Source organism: Streptomyces hygroscopicus subsp. hygroscopicus (assembly GCF_030269125.1).
Taxonomy (GTDB): Bacteria; Actinomycetota; Actinomycetes; order Streptomycetales; family Streptomycetaceae; genus Streptomyces; species Streptomyces hygroscopicus_C.
This window is the reverse complement of the sequence record NZ_BSSM01000012.1, coordinates 85,324-108,791: the sequence shown is the minus strand read 5'-3', so window position 1 is coordinate 108,791 and position 23,468 is coordinate 85,324. Positions and strand designations below refer to the sequence as shown.

Below are 23,468 nucleotides of genomic sequence, written 5' to 3'. Positions count from 1 at the left end.
GGGCCGCACGCCCGCGCGGTCCCGCGCCCTTCGGGGGCGCGTCGGTCAGGCCGTCGTCGCGTAACTGGTCGCCGGCTTCTCCAGGACGATCAGCTCCACCCCGTCCGTTCCCTCGGCGCGGCCCACCGCCTCGTAGCCGACCCGCCGGTAGAGGCGGAGGTTGCCCTCGCTGAGGTGGCCGGTCCGGAGGCGGAAGAGGGTGGCGCCGCGGTCCTCGGCCAGGGCGGACTCGGCGGCGCGCAGCAGGCGGGCGCCGATGCCGTGGCCCCGCAGGCGGGGGTGGACGCAGAGGCGGGCGATGACGGCCGAGCCCTCCTCGGTGAGCTTGCCGCGCACGGCACCGACCACCTCGTCGCCGAGCCGGGCGACGAAGACGCAGTCGACGGCGACCTCGCGGCGGACGGCGTCGAGGGTCTCGACGAGCGGCTCGATGCGGTAGTTGCCGTAGAGCTGCGCCTCGCTCTGGAAGCACAGGTACTGGAGGCGGAAGATGTCCTCCGCGTCCTGTTCGGTCGCCACCGAGATGGTCACGCTCATGCCCATGTGCGCATGCCTCCCGCTCACCTGATCATCTGTCGTCCCCCACACTCCTATCCCCGCGCCCGGCGGGAAACAACCTCCCTCGTGCGGGGCCGTCCTGTGAGATAGCCGACTCCCGCGCCGGTCCCCCGCCGGCCGGGGCCTTCGGGAGAGACCGGCGGGGCGACCGGGCGCGGATCAGGACAGGTAGTCGGCGCGGGCGAGGACGCCGGTGTCGGCGTTGTCGGTGAAGACGCCGTCGATGCCGGTCGCGAAGTACGCCTGGAAGGCGCCGAAGGGGTCGCCGTAGCCGTCGGCCGCGGTGCCCTTGCGGAACTCGGCGGGCAGGAACGGGTTTTCGTTGCGCATGGTGTAGGGGTGCAGGATCAGGCCGACCCGGTGTGCGTCGGAGACCAGGGTGGAGGGCTCGCCGAGGCTGCCGTCCGCCTTCCTGGGGATGACCAGGTCCAGGGTGGGGCCGATGCCCTGGGCGTAACCGGCGATCTCCCGCAGGCCCTTGGGCGTGATCAGATCGCGGACGGTGCGCGGGTCGCCCGCCTCCACGAAGTCCCAGGGACGGCTGTCCGCCGCGGACAGCAGCACCACGAGCGGGTTGTCGACCAGCTGGTTGAGCTTCTGGATGCTGGAGGGTTCGAACGACTGGAGGATGACGGGGGAGTTGCGGGTGTCCTTGCCGTGCCTGCGCAGCAGCTTGGCGACGCGCTCCTCCAGGGCGAGGCCCAGCTTGCGGAAGTAGGTGGGGTGCTTGGTCTCCGGGTAGATCCAGACCTGCCTGCCGCGCTTGCGGGTCTGCTCGTCCTGCCACTTCAGGACTTCCTCGAAGGTGGGGATCTCCCAGCGGCCGTTGTAGAGGGTGTTGTGCGGGCGGTTGGCCGGGATGCGCTCGATCGCGCGCAGCGTCTTCAGCTCGGCGAGGGTGAAGTCCTCGGTGAACCAGCCGGTGGTCGGGACGCCGTCGAGCACCTTGGTGGTCCTGCGGCCGGCGAACTCGGGGTGGTCCGCGACATCGGTGGTGCCGCCGATCTCCGGTTCGTGGCGGCAGACGAGATGGCCGTCCTTGGTCGGACAGAGGTCACCGGCCTCCACGATGTCGGCGCCGAGGTCGAGGGCCAGCTCGTAGGAGCCGAAGGTGTGCTCGGGGCGGTAGCCGCTGGCGCCGCGGTGGCCGATGACGGCCGGCACCGGCAGGCCCTTGAGCCCGCGCGCGGCGGCCTTCCCCGCCGCGACCGCCTCGGTGGCCCTGGCCGTGCCGGACAGTCCGAGGACCGCACCGCCCGCGCCCAGCACCGCCGCGCCGAGGAGCGCCCGCCGCCCCGTGATCTGCGTCTGTGGCTGCGTCTCGTTCGTACGCTCGGTTCCCATGGCGGCCTCCTGCCGTCTGCTGTCTTCTTCGCTCATCAGTCCGAGCGATCGTAGGGGTGGGCATGTGACAGAAGGGAGGCTTCGCGTCGAACTCCCGGGTGACGGTGCGTGGCCCGTGCGTGCGGGCGGCTGACGGGCCCTCGCGTACGGCGACGGGGTGAGCGATGTCCGTCACATCGGCACAAGGGTGTTACACGCCGTCCGCCACGCGTCACCGCAGGTAAACCCACGTCAACACTTCGTAAGACCTCGGTGAACCGGCCGTGCCCGATGTGCGTTCGCGCCGGACCCGCGAGTAATGTCCTCACCTGCACAGACTCATATCGCTCCCCTGACATCGGAGGACCCGTTGTCCCGCTTCCGCCTCATCAAGGCAGTGCTCGGACCGATCATGCGCCTGATGTTCCGCCCACAGGTGGAGGGTGTGGAGCACATTCCGGGGGACGGCCCGGTGATTCTGGCCGGAAATCACCTCACCTTCATCGACTCGATCGTGCTGCCTGTGGTCACGAAGCGTCAGGTGCTCTTCATCGGCAAGGACGAGTACGTCACGGGCAAGGGCCTCAAGGGCCGGCTGATGGCGTGGTTCTTCACGGGCGTCGGCATGATCCCGGTGGACCGGGACGGCGCGAACGGCGGGGTGGCGGCGCTGATGACGGGGCGGCGGGTCCTGGAGGAGGGCAAGGTCTTCGGGATCTACCCGGAGGGCACCCGCTCCCCCGACGGCCGCCTGTACCGGGGCCGTACGGGCATCGCCCGGCTGACCCTGATGACCGGCGCGCCGGTGGTGCCGTTCGCCATGATCGGCACCGACAAGCTCCAGCCCGGCGGCAACGGCATCCCGCGGCCCGGCAAGGTCACCGTCCGCTTCGGCCCGGCGATGGAGTTCTCCCGCTACGAGGGCATGGACCGCGACCGCTATGTGCTGCGGGCGGTCACCGACTCCGTGATGGCCGAGGTCATGCGGCTGTCCGGGCAGGAGTACGTGGACATGTACGCCACCAAGGCGAAGGCCGCCTGAGCCTGACGAGCAGATGGACGCGGGCCGTTCCGGTTGTGGCCGGGCGGTCCGCGTTCGTCCGTCTGCCGGTGTGAATCTGCCACGGGGCAGGGGCATTCGGCCTACGCCCCCGCGCGTGTGATCCACGGAGCATGTCTGATTCAGGCATGGATACACCTTCGCGGCGAACCCTCCTCCGTGTCCCCGTCGCAGCCGTCGGCGCGGGTTTCCTGGCGGCTTGCGGCTCCGGTTCAGGGCCCGAGCGGCGCTCCGGTCCCCACCACGCGGACACCGGTCCCCTCGGAGCCGGCCTTGAGGGGAACTTCGTACCGGCGGGGCCCAAGGGGTACGTCAACCCGTCGGACCCGGAGGTCCTCGCCACCGAGCGCAAGCGGGGGGCGGGGCGGGTGCGCACCCACCGGTTCACCGCGGCGGAGGCCAAGCTCGACCTGGGCGGACGCTCCGTGCGCACCTGGGCGTACAACGACACGGTGCCGGGGCCGTTGGTCCGGGTCACCGCGGGCGACATCCTCGATCTGACGCTCGCCAACCGGCTGCCGACCACCACCACCCTGCACTCCCACGGGGTGCGGCTGCGCTGCGACATGGACGGCGTGCCCGACCTGACCCAGCGGCCCATCCCGGCCGGCGCGGACTTCCGTTACCGGTTCGCCGTGAAGCACCCGGGCACGTACCTGCTCCACTCCCACGTCGGGATGCAACCCGACCGGGCGCTGTACGCGCCGCTCGTCGTGGACGATCCCAAGGAGACGCTCGCCTACGACAAGGAGTGGGTCGTCGTCCTGGACGACTGGCTCGACGGGGTGGACGGCTCCACCCCCGACAACGTGCTCGAACAGCTCAAGCCGGGCGGCTCAGGGATGGCCGGCATGGGCATGGGCCCCGAGCACCCGCACGCGAGCGGCAGCCCGAGCCCGGGTCCCAGCAGGTCCGCCAGGGCGAAGTCGTCGCCCAGGAAGGCGGGGGGCGGTCCCGACCGGGTGCTGCACGACTCCCACAGCCGGATGCTCCAGGGCGACGGCGGCAGCGTCGACTACCCGTACTACCTCGCCAACGGGCGCCTGCCGCACAACCCCTCGGAGTTCCGCTGCCGTCGCGGTGACCGCGTCCGGCTGCGCTTCGTCAACGCGGGCTCGGAGACGGCCTTCCGGGTCTCCCTCGGCGGCCACTCCATGACGGTCACGCACACCGACGGCTACCCCGTGCGGCACAAGGAGACCGACGCGCTGCTCATCGGGATGTCCGAGCGGTACGACGTGCTGGTGACCGTCAAGGACGGCTGCTTCCCGCTGGTCGCGCTCGCCGAGGGCAAGAAGGGCAACGCGCTCGCCGTGCTCCGCACCGACAAGGGCAGGAACCTCCCGGCGCCGGACGTCCGCCCCAAGGAGCTGGACGGCGAGTGCGTGCCCGCGCGGCGGCTGGAACCGGCCGAGTCGGTCGCCCTCCCCGAGCGGCATCCCGACCGCCAGATGCGCATCAGGATCACCGGCAACATGCGGAAGTTCGACTGGGGTTTCGACCACAAGGCGTACGACGTCCGGCAGCGGCACGAGATCCACGCCGGGGAGCGGGTGCGGCTCACTCTCATCAACGCGACGGACATGTGGCACCCGATGCATCTGCACGGCCACACGTTCGCGATGACCGGGCTGGACGCGGTGGGGGCGCGCAAGGACACGGCGCTGGTGCTGCCGCACCGGAAGCTGGTGGTGGAGTTCGACGCGGACAATCCGGGGTTGTGGATGCTGCACTGCCACAACCAGTACCACTCGGAGAGCGGGATGATGACGGTGCTGGGGTACAAGCGGTGAGAGGCCGCCGGGCGCCGGGTCAGTCCGCGTTCTCCAGCTTCTGGCCCTTCAGCAGGAACCACGCCGCCACCGCCGTGCCCAGCAGGACCGCCGCGCCCGCCCCCGAGGCCAGGTGGAGGCCGTGGACGAAGGAGTCGCGGGCCGCGTCGAGCAGGGACTCGGCAGGCGCCGGGGCCATGCGGGACGCCGTCTCCACCGCCGCGCCCAGGGAGTCGTGGGCGCCCGGTGGGGTGTGCGGCGGGGCGGGGAAGGTGCTGTAGACGGCGGTCACTATGGAGCCGAGGAGTGCGATGCCCAGGGCGGCGCCCAGCTCGTAGGCCGTCTCGGAGACCGCGGAGGCGGCTCCGGCCTGCTCCTTGGGGACGCTGGAGAGGATGACATCGGCGGTGACCGTGAAGGACAGGCCCGCGCCGACGCCCACGACCAGCAGGGCGGCCCCGAGCACCGGGTAGCCCGTGGTCTGGCCGAGGGAGGTCAGCGCGGCCAGGGACAGGCCGACCGCGGCGAGTCCGGTCGAGACCACCGAGCGGACCGAGAAGCGGCGGGCCGCGCTGCCCGCGACCAGTCCGGCCACCACCGCGCCGACGGCGGCGGGCAGTTCGGCGAGGCCCGCCTCGAACGGCCGCCTCGCCTGGACGAGCTGGAGGTACTGGGAGAGGAAGAACACCAGGCCGGACATGCCGAGCACGGTCAGCAGGTCGGCGAGCACCGCGCCACCGAAGCCGCGGTTGCGGAACAGCCGCATGTCCAGCAGCGGGACGGGCATGGTCAGTTGGCGGCGGACGAAGCCGTACAGGGCGGCGGCGCCCAGCAGACCGACGGCGAGCGTGGACCCGGAGACGCCGTGGGCGGCCGTCTCCTTGACGGCGTACACCACGCCGATCATGCCGACGAGCGACAGCAGCACGCTGGGCAGGTCCCAGGGACCGGGGTCCGGGTTGCGGGACTCGGGCAGGGTGCGGACGCCGACCAGGACGAGGACCGCCATCACCGGCAGGTTGATCAGGAAGACCGAGCCCCACCAGAAGTGCTCCAGCAGGAAGCCGCCCGCGATGGGACCGACCGCCGTGCCGGCGGAGGCCGTGGCGCCCCAGATGCCGACCGCGAGGCTGCGCTCGCGCGCGTCGTGGAAGAGGTTGCGGATGAGGGCGAGGGTGGCGGGCATCAGGGTCGCGCCCGCGACACCGAGCAGCGCCCGCGCCAGGATCATCGTCTCGGGTGTCGTCGCGTAGGCGTTGAGCACGGATATCGCGCCGAACGCGGTGGCGCCGCAGAGCAGGATCCGCTTGCGGCCGACGCGGTCGCCGAGGCTGCCCATGGAGACCAGCAGGCCGGCGATGACGAAGGAGTAGACGTCACCGATCCACAGCAGCTGGATGCCGGAGGGGTGGAGGTCCTCGCTGATGAAGGGGGTCGCCAGGCCGAGGACGGTGGCGTCGACGGCCACCAGCAGCACGGCCAGGACGAGGACGCAGAGCGCGAGCCAGCGGCCCGGACGCTTCTCCACCTCCGCCACGCTCGCCGGCCGCAGGGTGCTGGTCATGGTTCCTCTCTCCGTAGAGCGCCGCCGAGCAGCAGCTCGGCGACCATGGTCGGGAAGTCTCGGGCGGCCACGCGGCCGTCCAGGGTGGCCCAGGCGCAGGAGGCGGTCAGGCCGTACAGCGCCTCGGTGAGCCAGACGGGGGTCAGGTCGATGCGGAACTCGCCGCCCCGCTGGCCGCGCTGGAACAGCGCGCCGATCCGGCTGTCGAGCCGCTGCCAGCCGTCGTTCTGCCGGTCGCCCTCCCACAGCTGGCTCTCGCCGTACAGGAAGGCGAGCAGTCCCGCGGCCGGCTGGATCTCGCGGACCAGCCTGCGGACGGCGTCGGTCGCGGACCCCTCCTCCGGGCGGGCCCGGTCGAGCGCCGCCTCGCACTCCGCGATGCCGAGCGCCTCCAGGGCCCGTACGAGCGCGTCGCGCCCGGCGAAGTGGCGGTGCAGCGTGGCCCGGCTGATCCCGGCCGCCTTGGCGACCTCGTCCATGGTCGCGGTGGATTTACGGGTCAGCAGGGCGGCGGCGCTGCGCAGCACATGGTCTCGGTCCAGGGCCATGAAACAAGAGTAGCCCATGTGAGACAGGAATGTCTCATCATGGGCATGCGTGACTCATCATGGCTGGTCAGCGTGGGTGTCCGGTCAGTGCCAGGGCAGCCGGCCGCGCCGCTCCCAGTAGACGCGCGGGTCCTCCGTGAGCGTGGCGAGGCGGGTCATCAGGTCCGCGTCCAGGTCGACGGCGGGGGCGTGCAGATTGGAGGCCAACTGGGTGAGGGTCGCGGCGCCGGAGAGGACGACGCCCACCCAGGGCCGGCGCAGGATCCAGGCGAGGGCGACGGCGTCGCAGCCGAGTTCCGCCTCGGCGGCGACCGACCTCAGGGCCTCGGGGGCGTTGGGCTCGGCGAGCCGGCCGTTCGCCATGCCCTCCTTGACGATCACGGTCAGGCCGGCGTCGTGGGCCTCGGCGAGGGCGGGGGCGGCCGAGTGCTCCAGGACGTTGTACGTCGACTGGACGGTACGGAAGAGGGGTTCGCCGTCGACCGTCACGGCGAGGGCGGCGCGGACGGTCTCCGCCTGCTGCGGACCGCTGGTGGAGAAGCCGATGGTCAGGCCCCCGGCGGCGGCCTCCGCGAGCCTCGCGTGGAGCTCCTTGTCGGTGAGGGCCGGGCTGTCCGGGGTGAGCGAGTGGATCTGGTAGAGGTCGAGCCGCTCGCCGAGCAGGGCGTCGGTCTCGGCGCGCTGCCGCTCGTACGTCGCCAGGCTGTGGTCCTTGACCTCGTGCCGCTCGGCGTCGGTGGACCAGTCGGCGGTGTAGGTGTAGCCCCACTTGCTGCCCACGACCACGTCGTCGATGCCGGGGTTCGCCTCCAGCCATGCCGCGAGGAACTCCTCGGAACGGCCGTAGGAGCGGGCGACGTCGAAGTAGCGGACCCCCTGGGCGTAGGCGGCGTCGAGGAGTTGGTGGGTGCGGGTACGGAGGGCGTCGACGCTGCGGGCCTCCCCGAGGTCGCGGTCGCGCCCCAGGTTGATGTAGCCGGGGCGACCGACGGCGGCGAGGCCGAGGCCGATGTGGCAGGTGGGGGTCGTCGCGGTCGCGAGGCGGGCGAAGGGCATCGCGGGCTCCGTTCGGTCGGCTCCGGTACGGTGTGCGACCAACGTAACCCGCGAGTGCCTCGCCCAGGGGCTCGGCTCGTGCGTCGTCGCGCGAGTGCGGGTGGTGAGTGACTCGTCCCGCAGATCCCCACGCCCTCAGCGGGGCGTCTTGGCCTTGGCCCATTCGTGCTGCCGGGCCACGTCCGCCTTCACCTCGGCCAGTTGGACGGCGACCGCGCTCGGGGCCGTGCCGCCGCGTCCGCTGCGGGAGGCCAGGGCGCCCGGGACGTCGAGGACCGTGCGGACCTCGGGGGTGAGGTGGGCGGAGATCCCGGCGAACTGGTCGTCCGTCAGTTCGTCCAGTTCCTTGCCCTCGGACTCGGCGACCTTGACGCACTCGCCGGCGACCTCGTGGGCCACGCGGAAGGGGACGCCCTGGCGGACCAGCCACTCGGCGATGTCGGTGGCGAGGGAGAAGCCGGCCGGGGCCAGTTCCTCCATGCGCTCGCGGTGGACGGTGAGGGTGGCCATCATGCCGGTGAAGGCGGGCAGCAGGATCTCCAGCTGGTCGCAGGAGTCGAAGACCGGCTCCTTGTCCTCCTGGAGGTCACGGTTGTAGGCGAGGGGAAGCGCCTTCAACGTGGCGAGGAGACCGGTCAGGTTGCCGATCAGGCGGCCGGACTTGCCCCGGGCCAGCTCCGCGATGTCCGGGTTCTTCTTCTGCGGCATGATCGAGGAGCCGGTGGAGAAGGCGTCGTGGAGGGTGACGAAGGAGAACTCCTTCGTGTTCCAGATGATGATCTCCTCGGCGATCCGGGAGAGGTTGACGCCGATCATCGCGGTGATGAAGGCGAACTCGGCGACGAAGTCCCGGGAGGCGGTGCCGTCGATGGAGTTGGCGGCGCTGCCGTGCTCGAAGCCGAGGTCCCTGGCGACCGCCTCCGGGTCCAGCCCCAGGGAGGAGCCCGCGAGGGCGCCCGAGCCGTACGGCGAGACCGCCGTGCGCTCGTCCCACTGCCGCAGCCGCTCCGCGTCCCGGGACAGGGACTGGACGTGGGCGAGGACGTGGTGGGCGAAGAGCACCGGCTGGGCGTGCTGGAGGTGGGTGCGGCCGGGCATCGCCACGTCCGGGTGGGCCTCCGCCAGGCCGATCAGGGCGTCCTGGAGGTCGGCGACCAGGCCGCCGATGATCCGGGCGTGGTCCCTGAGGTACATCCGGAAAAGGGTGGCCACCTGGTCGTTGCGGGAACGGCCGGCGCGGAGCTTGCCGCCCAGGTCGGGACCGAGGCGCTCCAGCAGGCCGCGCTCCAGGGCGGTGTGCACGTCCTCGTCGGCGATGGTGCCGGTGAAGGAGCCGTCGGCGACGTCCGCCTCCAGCTGGTCGAGCCCGGCGATCATGCGGGTCAGCTCGTCCTCGGTGAGGAGCCCGGCCTGGTGCAGCACGCGCGCGTGGGCACGCGAGCCGGCGATGTCGTACGGCGCGAGCCGCCAGTCGAAGTGGACGGAAGCGGACAGCTTCGCCAGGGCCTCGGCGGGACCGTCGGCGAAACGGCCGCCCCAGAGCCGTACGTCACCGCTGTTGCTGCTCACTGCGTTGCTCCTCGGAAGATGTCTCTGTGCGACCGCCTCCCCACCCTTGCAGGTGGGGAGGCGGCTGTCAGGCTGATGCGTGCGAGGTAACCCGTGAGGGATCACTCGTCAGGGGTCAGGCGAGATCCCGCTTGGCGGCGATCTTCGACGACAGGCTGTAGATGTCGATGAAGCCCTTGGCCGCCGCTTGGTCGAAGGTGTCGCCGGTGTCGTAGGTGGCGAGGTTGAAGTCGTACAGCGACGACTCGGAGCGCCGGCCGGTGACGACGGCGCGGCCGCCGTGCAGGGTCATCCGGATGTCGCCGGTCACGTGCTGGTTGGCCTCGTTGACGAAGCCGTCCAGGGCGCGCTTGAGCGGGGAGAACCACTGGCCGTCGTAGACCAGCTCGCCCCAGCGCTGCTCGACCTGGCGCTTGTAGCGGGCCAGCTCGCGCTCGACCGTGACGTTCTCCAGCTCCTGGTGGGCGGTGATCAGGGCGATGGCGCCGGGGGCCTCGTAGACCTCGCGGGACTTGATGCCGACGAGGCGGTCCTCGACCATGTCGATCCGGCCGATGCCCTGGGCGCCCGCCCGCTCGTTGAGCTGCTGGATGGCCTGGAGGACGGTGACGGGCTTGCCGTCGATCGCGACCGGGACGCCCTCCTTGAAGGAGATGACGACCTCGTCGGCCTCGCGCGGGGTGGCGGGGTTGGAGGTGTACTCGTAGATGTCCTCGATCGGGGCGTTCCAGATGTCCTCCAGGAAGCCCGTCTCGACGGCGCGTCCGAAGACGTTCTGGTCGATGGAGTACGGGGACTTCTTGGTGGTGGCGATCGGGAGCTGCTTGGCCTCGCAGAAGGCGATCGCCTTGTCGCGGGTCATCGCGTAGTCGCGGACCGGGGCGATGCACTTCAGGTCGGGGGCGAGGGCGACGATGCCGGCCTCGAAGCGGACCTGGTCGTTGCCCTTGCCGGTGCAGCCGTGGGCGACCGTGGTGGCGCCGTGCTTCTGGGCGGCGGCGACGAGGTGCTTGACGATCGTCGGCCGGGAGAGGGCGGAGACCAGCGGGTAGCGGTCCATGTACAGGGCGTTGGCCTTGATCGCCGGGAGGCAGTACTCGTCGGCGAACTCGTCCTTGGCGTCGGCGACCTCGGCCTCGACCGCGCCGCACGCGAGGGCGCGCTTGCGGATGACGTCCAGGTCCTCGCCGCCCTGGCCGACGTCGACCGCAACGGCGATGACCTCGGCGCCCGTCTCCTCGGCGATCCAGCCGATGGCGACGGAGGTGTCCAGACCGCCTGAGTAGGCGAGTACGACGCGCTCGGTCACGGGTTTCTCCTCACAGTGCATTCGCTGATATGCATGAGTATGCAGAACTCCGCATGATTCGTCAATCGCCCCTCCGGGTGAACACCAGAATCCTTAGACAGTCGAAAGACTTCCGGGGATAATCGGCGGACATGGGAAAGACCTACGAGCGCATCGACGGCAGGCTCCGCACGTTCATCGAGGAGCAGCCCCTCTTCTTCACCGCCACCGCGCCGCTGTCCGGCGACGGCCGGGTCAACCTCTCCCCCAAGGGCCTCAAGGGCTCGTTCGCCGTGCTGGACGAACTCACCGTGGCCTACCTGGACTTCGCCGGGTCCAACGCGGAGACCATCGCCCATCTGCGCGAGAACGGGCGGATCACCCTGATGTGGTGCGCCTTCCAGGGCCCGCCGAACATCGTGCGGGTGCACGGCCGGGGCGAGCCGGTCTTCCGCGACGACCCGCGCTTCCCCGGGCTGCTCGCCCGCTTCCCGGACATCGAGGCGCGGGCGCACGGGCTGCGCGCCGTCATCGTGGTGCACGCCGAGCTGATCCGGGACACCTGCGGGTACGCCGTCCCCTTCATGGCGTACGAGGACGAACGCGATCTGCACGAGCGGCGCTTCGCGCGCGAGGACGACGCCTCGCTGAACGACTACTTCACCGGGAAGGAGTACATCGCCACGAGCCTGGACGGACTACCCGGGCTGCCGTTGCCGCTGCCCCCGTCTAGCGTCTGAGCATGCGCTCCGGTGTCGTCGCCAGCCTCGTGTCCCTCTCCGCGCTCGGCCTGCTCGGGTCCGCGCCCGCCCCGCACGGACCGGCGCCGGTCCCGCTGCCGGCGCGGATGGCGGACACCGGCGGCGGCAGCCAGCTGATCACCGCGCAGGCGCCGGACAGCAGGTCCACCACGGGCACGGTCACCTGGTGGGACCTGCGGAACGGGGCGTGGACGCGAGCCGGTTCCGCGCCGGCGCGGTTCGGGGCGAACGGGCTGGTCGAGGGGGGTTCGCGCAAGCAGGGCACGCGTACGACGCCGACCGGGCTGTACGACCTCCCGTTCGGGTTCGGGACGAAGGCGGCGCCGGCCGGCACGGGGATCTCCTACCGGGCGGTGAAGGAGAGTTCCTGGTGGTGCCAGGACAACGCGTCGTCGTCGTACAACCGGTGGACGGACCCGCTGCCCGAGGACTGCCGGGCGGCCGAGGCGGAGCACTTGAGCGCGTACGGCGGGCAGTACGCGTACGGGCTCGTCGTGGGGTTCAACTACCACCGGCCGGTGCGGGACCGGGGGGCCGGGATCTTCCTGCACGTCGACGGCAAGGGCGCGACGGCCGGCTGTGTGTCGGTGCCGGAGGACGCCATGCGGCGGATCCTGCGGTGGGTGGTGCCCGGGAAGGGGCCGCACATCGCCCTGGGGACCTCCGGCGGCGTGACGGACATCAGCCGGTACTGAGATCCACCGCGCGTGGTCCGCCGCCCCTTCAGGGGGCAAGGTGATCCATCGCGCGTGGTCCCCCGCGCCCCTTCAGAGGGGCAAGGCGACCCGGAACGTCGTGGAGCCCGGCACGCTCTCCACCTCCACCGTCCCCCTGTGCGCCTCCACCACCGCCGCCACGATCGACAGTCCGAGCCCCGCGCCCGTGGCGGACGCGTCGCCGCGGCGGCGGTGGTCGGCCCGGGTGAAGCGCTCGAAGACCGCGGAGCGGAGGTCCGCGGGGATACCGGGACCGTCGTCGTGGACGGAGAGGAGGGCGGCGCCGGGGCGGGTCTCCAGGGTGACGGTGACCGTGGTGCCCGCGGGCGTGTGCGAACGCGCGTTGGCCAACAGGTTGGCCAGCACCTGCTGGAGCCGGTGGGCGTCGCCGGGGACCGTGACCGGGTCCTCCGGGAGGTCCAGCGTCCAGCGATGTCCGGGTCCGGCGGCGCGGGCGTCGGTGACCGCGTCCAGGACCAGCCGCGTCAGGTCGACCGGGCCGCGCTCCAGCGGGCGGCCCGCGTCGAGGCGGGCGAGCAGCAGCAGGTCGTCCACCATCAGCCCCATCCGCGAGGACTCGGCGGCGATCCGCTCCAGGGCCCGCGTAACCTCCGGCGGCACCGGGCCCGGGTGCAGCAGGGCCAGTTCCGAGTGGCCGCGGATCGAGGCGACCGGGGTGCGCAGCTCGTGGCTGGCGTCGGCGGCGAACCGGCGCAGCCGCTCCTCGCTGGCGTGCCGCTTGGTGAGCGCGTCCTCGACATGGCCGAGCATGCCGTTGAGGGCCGCGGCGACCTGGCCGACCTCGCTGTGCGGATCGGCGTCCGGGGCGCGCGGGGGCAGCGCGACCTCGCCGCTGGCGAGCGGGAGTTCGCTGACCCGGGTGGCGGTGGCGGTGACCCGGCCGAGGGGGCGCAGGGACCAGCGGACCCAGAGGGCGCCGGTCACCCCGGCCGTGACCAGGGCGAGGCCGAAGACGACCCCGGCGACCAGTACCAGGCGGTGCACCGTGGCCTCGACCGGCTCCAGGGAGAGCCCGGCCATCAGCACGTCGCCGTCGTGGCCGGGGGTGGCGACGACGCGGTAGTCGCCGAGCGTGGAGAGTTCGACGGTGTGCGGGCGGCCGTCGACCGGAACACGGCCGAGCCGGGCGGTGTCGCGCGCGGTCAGGGCGACGTTCAGGTCGACGGAGAGGTCACCGGAGCGGATGAGGCCCTTGTGGGTGACGGTGCCGTGCACGAGTCGGGCGCCGAAGGTGCCGGTGGCCATCCGGCGGGTGTCGGCCCGCTCGTCGCCGTCGTGGTCGTTGGGCGGCTTGCCGTGGTGCTCCAGGCTTTCCGGGAACCGGGTGCCGACCTGGGCGAGCTGTTCGTCCAGGCGCTGGGTGAGGAAACCGTTCAGCTCGACCACGGCGGCCACGCCGACCGCGGCGCAGCTCACCGCCAGCAGCACCACCAGGCCGAAGGTGAGCCGGGCGCGCAGGGTGCGGAAGCGGGGCAGCCGGGCGAGGAGGCTCACGTGGTCACCGGCTTCAGCACGTACCCCGCCCCGCGCACCGTGTGGATCATCGGCTCGCGACCCGCGTCGATCTTCTTGCGCAGGTAGGAGATGTACAGCTCGACCACATGGGCACGGCCGCCGAAGTCGTAGGACCAGACCCGGTCGAGGATCTGCGCCTTGCTGAGCACGCGGCGGGGGTTGCGCATCAGGAAGCGCAGGAGTTCGAACTCGGTCGGCGAGAGTTCGATCAGTTCGCCGGCCCGGGTCACCTCGCGGGCGTCCTCGTCCATCACCAGGTCGCCCACGACCAGGCCGGGGTCCTCCTCCTCCGGGCGGCGGGCCATCCCGGCGCGACGCAGCAGCCCGCGCAGCCGGGCCACGACCTCCTCCAGGCTGAAGGGCTTGGTGACGTAGTCGTCGCCGCCCGCGGTGATCCCCGCTATCCGGTCCTCGACCGCGTCCCGCGCGGTGAGGAAGAGCACGCACACCTCCGGCTGGGTCTCGTGCAGCCGGCGCAGCACCGTGAAGCCGTCCATGTCGGGGAGCATCACGTCCAGGACGACGGCGTCGGGGGTCAGCTCGCGCGCCGCGGCGAGGGCGGCGGCGCCGTCGGCGGCGGCGCGCACCTGCCAGCCCTCGTAGCGCAGGGCGCCGGTGAGCACCTCGGCGAGGTCGGGGTCGTCGTCCACGACGAGGACGCGCAGCGGCGTGCCGTCGGGGCGGGTGAGGGCCGGGCGGCCGGAACGGGTCGTGTTCATCGCGCCTTCCAGCATCGCGGGTGCGCGCGCGGACCGGTCGCCGCGGTGGCTCTGAGTTTCCTCTGAGTGGGCTCGGCAGGGTGTCGTACCTCCTGGTCAGGGCGGTTTGTGAGAGGTCTCTGAGACCTCTGTGAGAAAGCCCTCAAAGACCCGGCCCGAGGCCCCGTTTTGAGAGGTGCCTCAGAACTTCGGCCAGCACAGTGGCGTGGCCGGCCGGTGGGCCGGCGGCGGACGAAGGGAGCGGCACGGATGACGACCGTGGACATGAGGCGGGCGGCGCCACCGCTGCCGGGGACCGCGCGGCGCTCCCCGGCAGGGCCCCTGCTGGCCGTGCTGTGGGCGGGGGCGGCGGCCGTGTTCGCGCTCTGGTGGGCGGACACCGCCTCCGTGGTCGGCGCGGCGGGCTGGCTGACCGGGGCGGGGCGGCTCTCCGGGCTGCTGTGCGGGTACGCCTGCGCGGTGCTGGTCGGCCTGATGGCGCGGGTGCCGCTGCTGGAGAACCGGGTGGGCTCGGACCGGGTGTCCCGCTGGCACGCGATGGCCGGGCGGTACACGGTGTGCCTGCTCGTCGCGCACGTCGCGCTGATCCTCGCCGGGTACGCCGCGCAGGACCGTGCGTCGCTGTGGCACGAGACGGTCACCGTGGTGCTGGACTACCCGGACATGCTGAAGGCCACCGCGGGCACGGTGATCCTGTTCGCGGTCGGCGTCACCTCCGCGCGGGCCGCCCGGCGCCGTGTCCGCCACGAGTTCTGGTACTACGTCCATCTGCTCACGTACGCGGCCGTGTTCCTGTCCTTCTTCCACCAGGTGTCGCTGGGCGAGCAGTTCAACGGCGAGCCGGTCGCCACCGCCGCCTGGTACGCGCTGTACCTCGGGGTCGCGGCGCTCGTGATCTGGTTCCGGGTCCTCGCGCCGGTCCGGCTCAACCGGCGCCACCGGCTGCGGGTCGACTCGGTTCAGCAGGAGGCGCCGGGCGTGTTCTCGGTCGTGGTGCGCGGGCGGGATCTCGACCGGCTGGGCGCGCGGCCGGGGCAGTTCTTCCGGTGGCGGTTCCTCGCGTCGGGCATGGCCTGGACGTCCACGCCGTACTCCCTGTCGGCGCCGCCCCGTCCGGATCTGCTCCGGATCACGGTGAAGGCGCTGGGCGACCACAGCGCGGCGGTGGCCCTGCTCAGGCCCGGCACCCGGGTGTGGGTGGAGGGTCCCTACGGCGCGCTGACCGCCGACCGGGCCACCAGCCACCGGTCCCTGCTCATCGCGGCCGGCGTCGGCATCACCCCGCTGCGCGCCCTGTTCGAGACGCTGCCCGGGGAGGTCACCCTGCTGTACCGGGCGCGCTCGGCGGCGGACCTGGCGCTGGGCGGTGAGCTGGAGGCGATAGCCCGGTGGCGCGGCGCCAGGGTGCTCTACGCGCTGAACGGTCCGCGGGGTGAGCGACCTCACATCACGGCCGAGTCGCTGCACTCGAACATTCCCGATCTGCCCGGCCACGACGTCTACATCTGCGGGCCGCACGCGTTCGCCCAGGACGTCTACCAGGCCCTGCGTGCAGCCGGTTTGCCGGATCGCCGCATCCATCACGAGTCGTTCGAACTGTGAGGCGCAAGCAATGCACGCATTGAGGAAGAACCGGCCCCTGCGCCGCATCGTCCTGGCGAGCGCCGCGACGGCCTCCGCTATGGTGCTGCTGCTGTCCCTGAAGCCGCACACCAGTTCGGGTCTTGTCGCGGGCGCGTCGACTCCGACCCCCCAGGGCAGTGCGAGCGCGCCCGCCACCCCCGGAGGTGCCGCCAAGACCGTCACCGGACAGACCGAGCAGACCCGCTGGGGTCCGGTCCAGGTGCGGGTGACCATCAAGGACGGCAAGCTCACCGACGTGACGGCCGTCCAGTACCCCAAGGACAACCCGCGCGACCAGGAGATCAACAGCTATGCACTCCCCCAGTTGCGGCGTGAGGCGCTGGCCGCGCAGAGCGCGGAGATCGACATGGTCTCCGGCGCCACGTACACCAGCACCGGCTACCGGCAGTCCCTGCAGTCCGCGCTGGACGCGGCGGGCCGCTGAGCACCCGACCGATGCGAGACGCCACTGAGGGCCCGCGCCCGGGGCCGGACGGAGGAACCATGACCACCACCCTCGCGGGCGGACGCGCCGCACGGCGGCAGACGACGCGCCGGATACGACCGCGCCGCTCACCCGCCGTGCCGCTGCTGCTCCTGGTCTGGGCCGGCGCGGCCGCCGTGCTCTGGCTCTGGTGGCACGACACACCGGCCGTCGAAGGCAACACGGGCCGGATCCTCAACGCGGGCCGGATCACCGGACTGCTGGCCGGCTACCTGATGGCGCTGGTGGTGCTCCAGATGGCCCGCGTCCCGGCGCTGGAGCGGCGGGTCGGCTCGGACCGGGTGGCCCGCTGGCACGCGATGACCGGCCGGTACACCCTGAGCCTGGTCGTGGCGCACGTCGTGCTCACGATGTGGGCGTACACGCTCCAGGCGGGCCGGCCGCTCGGCGGCATCGTGCGGGAGACCGTCGAGTCGGTCGAGCAGATGCCCGACATGGGCAAGGCGGCGGCCGGCACCGGTCTGCTGGTGCTCATCGGGCTGACGTCGATCGGCCGGGTCCGCCGCCGGATGCCGTACGACACCTGGTACCACCTCCATCTGCTGACCTACGCGGCGGTGTTCCTGACCTTCTGGCACCAGATCAGCACCGGCAACGACTTCGCGGTGACGCCCGCGGCCAAGACGTTCTGGTACGGCCTGTACGGCGTGGTCACCGCGCTGGTGTGCTGGTACCGGATCATCGTCCCGATCCGGCTGAACCGCAGGCACCGGCTGCGGGTGGAGGCGGTCGTGGAGGAGACCCCGGGCATCGTGTCGGTGCTGATCCGCGGGCAGCGGCTGCACCGGATGGGCGCGGAGGCGGGCCACTTCTTCCGCTGGCGCTTCCTGGCCCCCGGGATGCGGTTCAGCTCCCACCCGTACTCCCTGTCGGCGGCGCCCCGCCCGGAGCTGCTGCGGATCACGGTCAAGGCGATCGGCGACCACAGCGAACGGCTGCGCGAGCTGCGGCCCGGCACCCGGGTGTGGGCCGAGGGCCCGTACGGCGCGCTCACCGCGCAGCGACGCAGCCGGGGCAAGGTGCTGCTGGTCGCGGGTGGCGTGGGCATCACGCCGATGCGGGCGCTGTTCGAGACGCTGCCCGGCGGGGCCGGTGACATCACGCTGCTGTACCGGGCGAGCAGCACACAGGACCTGGCGCTGTGGGACGAGCTGGCGGCGATCGCCGAGGAGCGGGACGCCCGGCTGATCTACGCGGTGAACGGCCCGGACGGCGTGCGTCCCGACATCTCTTCGGAGAACCTGCGCCAGAAGATCCCGGACCTCCACCGGCACGACGTCTTCATGTGCGGCCCGGCCGGGTTCACGCACGCGGTGTACGAGGCACTGCGCGGCGCGGGGGTCCCCGCCCGGCGCATCCACCACGAGTCCTTCGAGATGTAGGACCGGGAGCGAGAGGCCGATGAAGAAGAGCCATCCCGTACGACGGGTCGTCCTGGCCGGCGCCGCGACCGTCTCCGGCGTCGTCCTGCTGGTGACGCTGAAACCGACGACCGGCCCGGCCTCGGCGGCGGCCCCGTCGCCGGACACGTCCCAGGCCCCCGGCACCCTGACCGGCACCACGGTCCAGACCCGCTACGGCCCGGTCCAGGTCCGCATCACCGTCGCCAACGGCAAGATCACCAAAGCCGACGCCATCCAGGCACCCCACGGCGGACTCAACAGCAAGAAGACCGCCATGGCCGTACCCAGACTCGACCAGGAAGCCGTGGCCGCGGGCAACGCCCACATCGACACCGTCACCGGCGCCACCTACACCAGCAACGGCTACAAACAGTCCCTCCAGTCCGCACTGGACCAACGGAAACCGGCGACGACCACCACCCGCACCGTCACCGGCGCCGTCACACAGACCCAGTACGGACCCGTCCAGGTCCGCATCACCCTCACCAACGGCAAGATCACCAAAGCCGACGCCATCCAGGCACCCCACGGCGGACTCAACAGCAAGAAGACCGCCATGGCCGTACCCAGACTCGACCAGGAAGCCGTGGCCGCGGGCAACGCCCACATCGACACCGTCACCGGCGCCACCTACACCAGCAACGGCTACAAACAGTCCCTCCAGTCCGCACTGGACCAACGGAAACCGGCGACGACCACCACCCGCACCGTCACCGGCGCCGTCACACAGACCCAGTACGGACCCGTCCAGGTCCGCATCACCCTCACCAACGGCAAGATCACCAAAGCCGACGCCATCCAGGCACCCCACGGCGGACTCGACAGCGAGAAGACCGCCATGGCCGTACCCAGGCTCGACCAGGAGGCCGTGGCCGCGGGGAGCGCGCGCATCGACACCGTGTCCGGCGCCACCTACACCAGCGGCGGCTACAAACAGTCCCTCCAGTCCGCACTGGACCAGGTCCATGGGTGAGGCGGTGCGGCACGCGGAGGAGGTCATGGGGACCGTGTTCTCCTTCGACGTGCGCGGCGGGGAAGCCGGTGCGGTGCGGGCGGCGCTCGGAGAGGTCGTGGACCGGCTGCACCGGGTCGACGCGGTGTTCAGTACCTACCGCGAGGACAGCGACGTGTCCCGGCTGGCCCGGGGCGAGCTGGCCGTGGAGCAGTGTGCGCCCGAGGTCGCGGAGGTGCTGGGGCTGGCGGCGGAGGCCGAGCGGGTGAGCGAGGGCTGGTTCAGCACCCGGTACCGGGGGGTGCTGGATCCCACCGGGATCGTCAAGGGCTGGTCGGCCGAGCGGGCGGCGCGGCGGCTGGCCCGGGTCGACGGGGTGACCGGGGTCAGCGTCAACGGCGGCGGGGACGTGCAGTTGCTGGGTGCGCCCGAGCCGGGGCGGGACTGGCGGGTCGGCGTCGCGGACCCCCTGCGGCCCGGCGGGCTCGCCGCGGTGATCTCGGCGGCGGGTGCGGCCGAGCTGTCCGTCGCCACGTCCGGGACCGCCGAACGGGGCGCGCACATCGTGGACCCGCGCACCGGCCGGCCCGCGGTCACGGACCTGGTGTCGGTGACCGTGCTGGCACCCCGGCTGACCTGGGCGGACTGCTGGGCCACGGCCGCGTTCGCACGGGGCTCGGAGGCCGGCCTCGCATGGCTTGGGACGCTGCCCGAGACCGAGGCACTGCTGCTCACGACGGACGGTGAGGCGCGCTACACCGGGGGGCTGGCCGCACACCTGGGGTGAAAAAGGGGTTCAAGCGGAGATTTTTCCTCGGAGAAGCCATCCAACCGCCGTCCCCGGACGTAACCCAGGTGCAGAGATTTTCCGGGAGGAACACCATGGCTATCTTCAGCAGTCTGCTGCCCAAGGGTGACCACGGCGGTCACGACCACGGCCACGACCACGACGACGACCGCTTCGACCGCTTCGACCACGACGACCACGACCACGACCACGGCCACCGTCACGGCGACCGGCACGGTCACGGCCACGGCCACGGCCACGGCGGCCACGGCCACGGCCACGGCCACGGCGGCTACTGACCGCCCCCGCAGACCAGGCGGACCGGAGACCGGAGGACCCGGTCCGCCTGGCCGATCCCCGAGGAACGCATCCCATGGCGCACGTCCTGCGGCGTCTGCTCTCGTCGGGAGACCCCGACGAGACGTCCTTCGGCAGCTCCCCATCCTCCGACGCCGTCGTCGCGGCGGCGCCCGTCGTCTCCCCGCGCGAGGTGTTCCGGCGGTTCTGGCCCTACACCCGCGGCAACCGCCGCTGGCTCGTCCCGCTGCTCCTGCTCAGCCTGACGGGACCGGCCGTCGACGCCGGGGAACTGTGGCTGTTCAAGAGCGTCGTGGACGAGGTGCTGGTCCCCCGGGACCTGCGCCCCTTTCTCTGGATCGCCCCGGCCTACCTGGGACTGATCCTGTGCTCGGGCATCCTCGGGTTCGCCGACGAGATGACCTCCACCTGGGTCGGCGAACGCTTCCTGCTCTCCCTGCGCTGTGACGTCTTCCGGCATGTGCAGGGCCTGTCCCTCGGCTTCTTCGAGCGCCGCCGGCTCGGCGACGTGCTCTCCCGCGTCACGGGCGACGTGGACGCGGTCGAGACCTTTCTGCTGTCGGGCGTCGCGGACGCCCTGTACTACGTGCTCCAACTGGCCGTTTTCGTCGGCCTGTTGTTCTACCTGAGCTGGGATCTGACCCTGCTCGCGCTGGTCATCGTGCCGCTGTTCTGGGGCGCCGCCCGGCACTTCTCCCGGCTGATCAAGGAGGCGTCCCGCGAGCGCAGACGGCGCAGCGGCTCGCTCAGCGCGGTCGCCGAGGAGGTGCTCGGCAATGTCGCGCTGGTGCAGGCGTACAACCGGCAGGGCTGGGAGGCGCGCCGGTTCGAGCGCGAGAGCGTCGGCAGGTTCCGCGCGGTGATGGCCTCGACGCGGATCCGCTCCCTGTACGCCCCCCTCGTGGAGATCATCGAGGTGGCCGGCGGCCTCGCGGTACTGGGACTCGGCACCTGGAAGCTGTCCCAGGGCCAACTCACCCTCGGCGGGCTGCTGGTGTTCCTGGCTCTGATCGGCAAGATGTACGGCCCGGTGCACGGCCTGTCCGGCCTCGGCACCACCTTCTACTCCGCCGCCGCCTCGGCCGAGCGGATCATCGAACTGCTGGACCAGCGCCCGCAGGTCACCGAGCGCGCGGACGCCCGTCCCGTCACCCGGGCACGCGGCGCGGTGGATTTCGACGGCGTCTGGTTCCGCTACCCCGGCACCACCCCCTGGGCCCTCGCCGACGTGTCGTTCCACGTGGCGCCCGGGGAGACGTTGGCGCTGGTCGGGGCGAGCGGCGCGGGCAAGTCCACGGCCGCCAGGCTCCAGCTGCGGTTCTACGATCCCGACCGGGGCGCGGTCCGGCTCGACGGCACCGACCTGCGCGACCTGCGCCTCGCCGACGTACGCGAGAGCGTCGCGGTGGTGATGCAGGAGACCCTGGTCTTCCACGGCACCGTGCGGGAGAACATCGCCTACGGCCGCCCCGAGGCCACCGAGGCGGAGATCGTCGCGGCGGCGCGCGCGGCGGACGCGCACGAGTTCATCGAGCGGCTCCCGGAGGGCTACGGCACCCTCGTCGGCCAGCGCGGCCGCACCCTGTCCGGCGGCCAGTGCCAGCGCCTCGCCATCGCCCGCGCGATGGTCCGCAACGCGCCGGTGCTGCTGTTGGACGAGCCGACCACCGGGCTCGACGCGGGCTCCGGGCGGCGCATCATGGAGCCGCTGCGCCGTCTGATGGCCGGCCGCACCACCATCGTCATCTCGCACAACCTGCTCACCGTGCGCGACGCCACCCGGATCGTGGTGCTCGACCGGGGCCGGGTCGTGGAGGACGGCGCCCACGACGATCTGCTGGTGCGCGACGGGACGTACGCCCGGCTGCACCGGATGAGCACCGGCGCCGTGCTGTCCTGAGCCGACCTCGTCAGGCGCTCTCACGTCTGCTGCGAGGGCGCACGCGTCTCAGGGGTCAGCACGTGCCCGGTCTGGAGGCGGGCGCGGGCGAGGACCGTGCCGTCGGCGGAGGTCAGCCGGGCTCCGGAGACGGAGTCCGGGTCGACGGGTGCCGTGGCCCCCCAGTGGCCGCGCCCGTTGCGCACGCTGAAGTCGCCCACCCGCACGGTCGTGCCGTCGGAGCGCTCCAGCACACAGCTGACCCGGCCGGTGTACGCGGTGCCGTGTCCGGCGAGGTCGACGGTCACGAAGATCCACCCGGGGCTGCCGGGATGGGCGTACACCTCGCCGATGGGCGGCCCGTCGGCCGTACCCGCGGTCATGTCCCCGACCAGCATCGGCTCGGACTCCACGGCGTGCGGCGGCGCGGCGGTGACGGTCTCCACGGCGGTGCCGATGCCCCAGCCGGCGAACCCGGCGACCACCGCGAGGCCGGCCGCGGCCGCCGCGCGCCGGACCCGGGCCCGGCGCGCACGCCTGCGCAGGACCGGGAACGCCGAGGCCCGCGCGGTGCCGCGGCCGTCCGCGGCCGCCTGCTGGGCGAGGCTCCGCGCCACCCGGGTCTCGAAGCCCAGCGGCGGTTCCTGACAGGGCAGCAGGCCGATCAGCCGGTCGCCGACCAGGGTCAGCTGCCGTACGAACTCCCGGCAGTCCGCGCACCGGTCCAGATGGGCCACCGCCTCCGCGCGCTCGCGTCCAGGCAGCACGCCCAGCGCCAGTTCGGCGCCGATCTCGCGCAGCTTCTCGCAGTTCGCGTCACTGGACATGGCCGCCTCGCTCCGGAGCCGACAGGGTGGTGCGCAGTTTGCCCATCGCCGCTCTGATGCGGGTCTTGGCGGTGCCCAGCGGGATCTGTTCCGCGTCGGCGACCTGCTGGGCGGTCATTCCGTAGATGCCGGCCATCATCAGGGCCCGCGCCTGTTCCCGCGGCAACCGGGACACCGCGGCCCGCAGCCGGGCGGAGGCCTCGTCGGCCAGCGCCCAGCGTTCGGGGGTCTCGGTGACGGTGCCGAGGAGGGCGTCGAGGTCCTCGGGGGCCACCGGTTCCGTGCGCCGGGCGCGCACGGCGTCGATGGCCAGGTTGTGCGCGATGGTGGTCAGCCAGGTGGTGACCGAACCACGGCGCGAGTCGTAGATCTGCGCGTGCCGCCACGCGCGTTCGAACGTCTGCTGGGCGACGTCCTCGGCCAGCTGGCGGTCCCCGGTGACGGCCATGGCGACACCGAAGACCCGGTGCTGGAACCGTCGTACGAAGACGACGGCCAGCTCCTGGTCTCCGGTGGCCAGCCCGGACAGCAGAGCCTCGTCCGGGAGGCGACCCACGGGGAACCGCAAACCCGACACACCCCTGTATACGGCCGACGGCCGCCCGGGGATTGCGTCCCCGGTTCCGCCCGTCGCGGAGGATCACAGGCCCATTCTCCGCCGGGGGACCGGGGCGCGCATGCGGGTCGGTGGTCCCAGGGGCCCG

At 72.1% G+C, this 23,468-nt stretch carries 22 protein-coding genes; 11 read left to right on the top strand and 11 right to left on the bottom strand.

The genetic code is table 11. The annotated features are described in order from the left end of the window. Positions 1-45: 45 nt before the first annotated feature. Together QSK45_RS25325 and QSK45_RS25320 are read right to left on the bottom strand one after the other, a co-directional pair. Entirely contained in the window at positions 46-543 is a 498-nt protein-coding gene (locus tag QSK45_RS25325; protein ID WP_285561051.1) for a GNAT family N-acetyltransferase, read from the bottom strand. A gap of 174 nt (positions 544-717) precedes the next feature. Continuing rightward, positions 718-1,902: a glycerophosphodiester phosphodiesterase gene (locus tag QSK45_RS25320; RefSeq protein WP_285560731.1), complete on the bottom strand. Its 1,185-nt coding sequence runs from the start codon at positions 1,900-1,902 to the stop codon at positions 718-720. 349 nt (positions 1,903-2,251) lie between these two features. Here QSK45_RS25320 and QSK45_RS25315 point away from each other — a divergent pair, with 349 nt between their 5' ends. Both QSK45_RS25315 and QSK45_RS25310 read left to right on the top strand, forming a co-directional pair. Continuing rightward, positions 2,252-2,923 (top strand): lysophospholipid acyltransferase family protein, encoded by a 672-nt coding sequence (locus QSK45_RS25315; RefSeq protein ID WP_285560729.1) that lies wholly within the window; start codon positions 2,252-2,254, stop codon positions 2,921-2,923. 146 nt (positions 2,924-3,069) lie between these two features. Beyond that, entirely contained in the window at positions 3,070-4,734 is a 1,665-nt protein-coding gene (locus QSK45_RS25310; protein WP_285560728.1) for a multicopper oxidase family protein, read from the top strand. Positions 4,735-4,753: 19 nt separating this feature from the next. On the opposite strand, the gene QSK45_RS25305 is transcribed toward QSK45_RS25310, so the two are convergent. From QSK45_RS25305 to QSK45_RS25285, 5 genes are all read right to left on the bottom strand, one after another. Beyond that, positions 4,754-6,277 (bottom strand): MFS transporter, encoded by a 1,524-nt coding sequence (locus tag QSK45_RS25305; RefSeq protein ID WP_285560726.1) that lies wholly within the window; start codon positions 6,275-6,277, stop codon positions 4,754-4,756. Then, positions 6,274-6,825, bottom strand: a complete 552-nt coding sequence (locus QSK45_RS25300; protein WP_285560724.1) for a TetR/AcrR family transcriptional regulator — start codon at positions 6,823-6,825, stop codon at positions 6,274-6,276. Before QSK45_RS25300 ends, QSK45_RS25305 begins: the two co-directional genes overlap by 4 nt. Before the next feature lie 84 nt (positions 6,826-6,909). Beyond that, positions 6,910-7,881: an aldo/keto reductase gene (locus QSK45_RS25295; protein ID WP_285560722.1), complete on the bottom strand. Its 972-nt coding sequence runs from the start codon at positions 7,879-7,881 to the stop codon at positions 6,910-6,912. Positions 7,882-8,016: 135 nt separating this feature from the next. Then, positions 8,017-9,450, bottom strand: coding sequence for an argininosuccinate lyase (argH, locus tag QSK45_RS25290; protein ID WP_285560720.1), 1,434 nt, complete (start codon positions 9,448-9,450; stop codon positions 8,017-8,019). A 115-nt stretch (positions 9,451-9,565) separates the two neighbouring features. Beyond that, complete coding sequence (locus tag QSK45_RS25285; RefSeq protein ID WP_285560719.1) at positions 9,566-10,759, bottom strand: argininosuccinate synthase; 1,194 nt, start codon at positions 10,757-10,759, stop codon at positions 9,566-9,568. A gap of 131 nt (positions 10,760-10,890) precedes the next feature. Here QSK45_RS25285 and QSK45_RS25280 point away from each other — a divergent pair, with 131 nt between their 5' ends. Together QSK45_RS25280 and QSK45_RS25275 are read left to right on the top strand one after the other, a co-directional pair. Beyond that, positions 10,891-11,478 carry a pyridoxamine 5'-phosphate oxidase family protein gene (locus tag QSK45_RS25280; RefSeq protein WP_285560717.1) on the top strand — a complete coding sequence of 196 codons (588 nt, stop codon included), beginning with the start codon at positions 10,891-10,893 and terminating at the stop codon, positions 11,476-11,478. A gap of 2 nt (positions 11,479-11,480) precedes the next feature. Next, positions 11,481-12,194, top strand: coding sequence for a L,D-transpeptidase family protein (locus QSK45_RS25275; protein ID WP_285560715.1), 714 nt, complete (start codon positions 11,481-11,483; stop codon positions 12,192-12,194). 72 nt (positions 12,195-12,266) lie between these two features. Here the strand turns inward: QSK45_RS25275 and QSK45_RS25270 are convergent, their stop codons facing one another. Together QSK45_RS25270 and QSK45_RS25265 are read right to left on the bottom strand one after the other, a co-directional pair. Next, the gene (locus QSK45_RS25270) at positions 12,267-13,730 is read right to left on the bottom strand and encodes a sensor histidine kinase (protein WP_285560714.1); all 1,464 of its coding nucleotides are present in this window, start codon (positions 13,728-13,730) and stop codon (positions 12,267-12,269) included. Next, a complete protein-coding gene (locus QSK45_RS25265; protein WP_285560712.1) occupies positions 13,727-14,470 on the bottom strand; it encodes a response regulator transcription factor in 744 nt (247 codons plus the stop codon). The genes QSK45_RS25270 and QSK45_RS25265 overlap by 4 nt, the downstream gene beginning before the upstream one ends. Before the next feature lie 249 nt (positions 14,471-14,719). Between QSK45_RS25265 and QSK45_RS25260 the strand changes: the two genes are divergently transcribed. The 7 genes from QSK45_RS25260 to QSK45_RS25230 all read left to right on the top strand — a co-directional run bounded on the left by QSK45_RS25260 (position 14,720) and on the right by QSK45_RS25230 (position 21,958). Continuing rightward, positions 14,720-16,072: a ferredoxin reductase family protein gene (locus QSK45_RS25260; protein ID WP_285560710.1), complete on the top strand. Its 1,353-nt coding sequence runs from the start codon at positions 14,720-14,722 to the stop codon at positions 16,070-16,072. Positions 16,073-16,082: 10 nt separating this feature from the next. Further along, the gene (locus QSK45_RS25255; protein WP_285560708.1) at positions 16,083-16,538 is read left to right on the top strand and encodes an FMN-binding protein; all 456 of its coding nucleotides are present in this window, start codon (positions 16,083-16,085) and stop codon (positions 16,536-16,538) included. A 59-nt stretch (positions 16,539-16,597) separates the two neighbouring features. Further along, positions 16,598-17,980 carry a ferredoxin reductase family protein gene (locus tag QSK45_RS25250; protein WP_285560706.1) on the top strand — a complete coding sequence of 461 codons (1,383 nt, stop codon included), beginning with the start codon at positions 16,598-16,600 and terminating at the stop codon, positions 17,978-17,980. 19 nt (positions 17,981-17,999) lie between these two features. Continuing rightward, positions 18,000-18,974: an FMN-binding protein gene (locus tag QSK45_RS25245; RefSeq protein ID WP_285560704.1), complete on the top strand. Its 975-nt coding sequence runs from the start codon at positions 18,000-18,002 to the stop codon at positions 18,972-18,974. Beyond that, positions 18,967-19,740: an FAD:protein FMN transferase gene (locus QSK45_RS25240; RefSeq protein ID WP_285560701.1), complete on the top strand. Its 774-nt coding sequence runs from the start codon at positions 18,967-18,969 to the stop codon at positions 19,738-19,740. The genes QSK45_RS25245 and QSK45_RS25240 overlap by 8 nt, the downstream gene beginning before the upstream one ends. Positions 19,741-19,835: 95 nt before the next feature. Then, complete coding sequence (locus QSK45_RS25235) at positions 19,836-20,039, top strand: hypothetical protein (protein WP_285560700.1); 204 nt, start codon at positions 19,836-19,838, stop codon at positions 20,037-20,039. Between the two features lie 74 nt (positions 20,040-20,113). Further along, the gene (locus tag QSK45_RS25230; protein ID WP_285560697.1) at positions 20,114-21,958 is read left to right on the top strand and encodes an ABC transporter ATP-binding protein; all 1,845 of its coding nucleotides are present in this window, start codon (positions 20,114-20,116) and stop codon (positions 21,956-21,958) included. A 20-nt stretch (positions 21,959-21,978) separates the two neighbouring features. Here QSK45_RS25230 and QSK45_RS25225 read toward each other — a convergent pair whose 3' ends face one another. Next, entirely contained in the window at positions 21,979-22,764 is a 786-nt protein-coding gene (locus tag QSK45_RS25225) for a zf-HC2 domain-containing protein (RefSeq protein WP_285560691.1), read from the bottom strand. Continuing rightward, entirely contained in the window at positions 22,754-23,341 is a 588-nt protein-coding gene (locus tag QSK45_RS25220; protein WP_037651164.1) for an RNA polymerase sigma factor, read from the bottom strand. The genes QSK45_RS25225 and QSK45_RS25220 overlap by 11 nt, the downstream gene beginning before the upstream one ends. Positions 23,342-23,468 lie beyond the last annotated feature (127 nt).

Excerpts from the sequence above, each read along its gene's own strand:
- QSK45_RS25325 (WP_285561051.1), bottom strand. The coding sequence starts at position 543 with ATGGGCATGAGCGTGACCATCTCGGTGGCGACCGAACAGGACGCGGAG.
- QSK45_RS25320 (WP_285560731.1), bottom strand. The coding sequence starts at position 1,902 with ATGGGAACCGAGCGTACGAACGAGACGCAGCCACAGACGCAGATCACG.
- QSK45_RS25310 (WP_285560728.1), top strand. The coding sequence starts at position 3,070 with ATGGATACACCTTCGCGGCGAACCCTCCTCCGTGTCCCCGTCGCAGCC.
- QSK45_RS25305 (WP_285560726.1), bottom strand. The coding sequence starts at position 6,277 with ATGACCAGCACCCTGCGGCCGGCGAGCGTGGCGGAGGTGGAGAAGCGT.
- QSK45_RS25300 (WP_285560724.1), bottom strand. The coding sequence starts at position 6,825 with ATGGCCCTGGACCGAGACCATGTGCTGCGCAGCGCCGCCGCCCTGCTG.
- QSK45_RS25295 (WP_285560722.1), bottom strand. The coding sequence starts at position 7,881 with ATGCCCTTCGCCCGCCTCGCGACCGCGACGACCCCCACCTGCCACATC.
- QSK45_RS25280 (WP_285560717.1), top strand. The coding sequence starts at position 10,891 with ATGGGAAAGACCTACGAGCGCATCGACGGCAGGCTCCGCACGTTCATC.
- QSK45_RS25275 (WP_285560715.1), top strand. The coding sequence starts at position 11,481 with ATGCGCTCCGGTGTCGTCGCCAGCCTCGTGTCCCTCTCCGCGCTCGGC.
- QSK45_RS25265 (WP_285560712.1), bottom strand. The coding sequence starts at position 14,470 with ATGAACACGACCCGTTCCGGCCGCCCGGCCCTCACCCGCCCCGACGGC.
- QSK45_RS25260 (WP_285560710.1), top strand. The coding sequence starts at position 14,720 with ATGACGACCGTGGACATGAGGCGGGCGGCGCCACCGCTGCCGGGGACC.
- QSK45_RS25255 (WP_285560708.1), top strand. The coding sequence starts at position 16,083 with ATGCACGCATTGAGGAAGAACCGGCCCCTGCGCCGCATCGTCCTGGCG.
- QSK45_RS25250 (WP_285560706.1), top strand. The coding sequence starts at position 16,598 with ATGACCACCACCCTCGCGGGCGGACGCGCCGCACGGCGGCAGACGACG.
- QSK45_RS25245 (WP_285560704.1), top strand. The coding sequence starts at position 18,000 with ATGAAGAAGAGCCATCCCGTACGACGGGTCGTCCTGGCCGGCGCCGCG.
- QSK45_RS25240 (WP_285560701.1), top strand. The coding sequence starts at position 18,967 with ATGGGTGAGGCGGTGCGGCACGCGGAGGAGGTCATGGGGACCGTGTTC.
- QSK45_RS25235 (WP_285560700.1), top strand. The coding sequence starts at position 19,836 with ATGGCTATCTTCAGCAGTCTGCTGCCCAAGGGTGACCACGGCGGTCAC.
- QSK45_RS25230 (WP_285560697.1), top strand. The coding sequence starts at position 20,114 with ATGGCGCACGTCCTGCGGCGTCTGCTCTCGTCGGGAGACCCCGACGAG.
- QSK45_RS25225 (WP_285560691.1), bottom strand. The coding sequence starts at position 22,764 with ATGTCCAGTGACGCGAACTGCGAGAAGCTGCGCGAGATCGGCGCCGAA.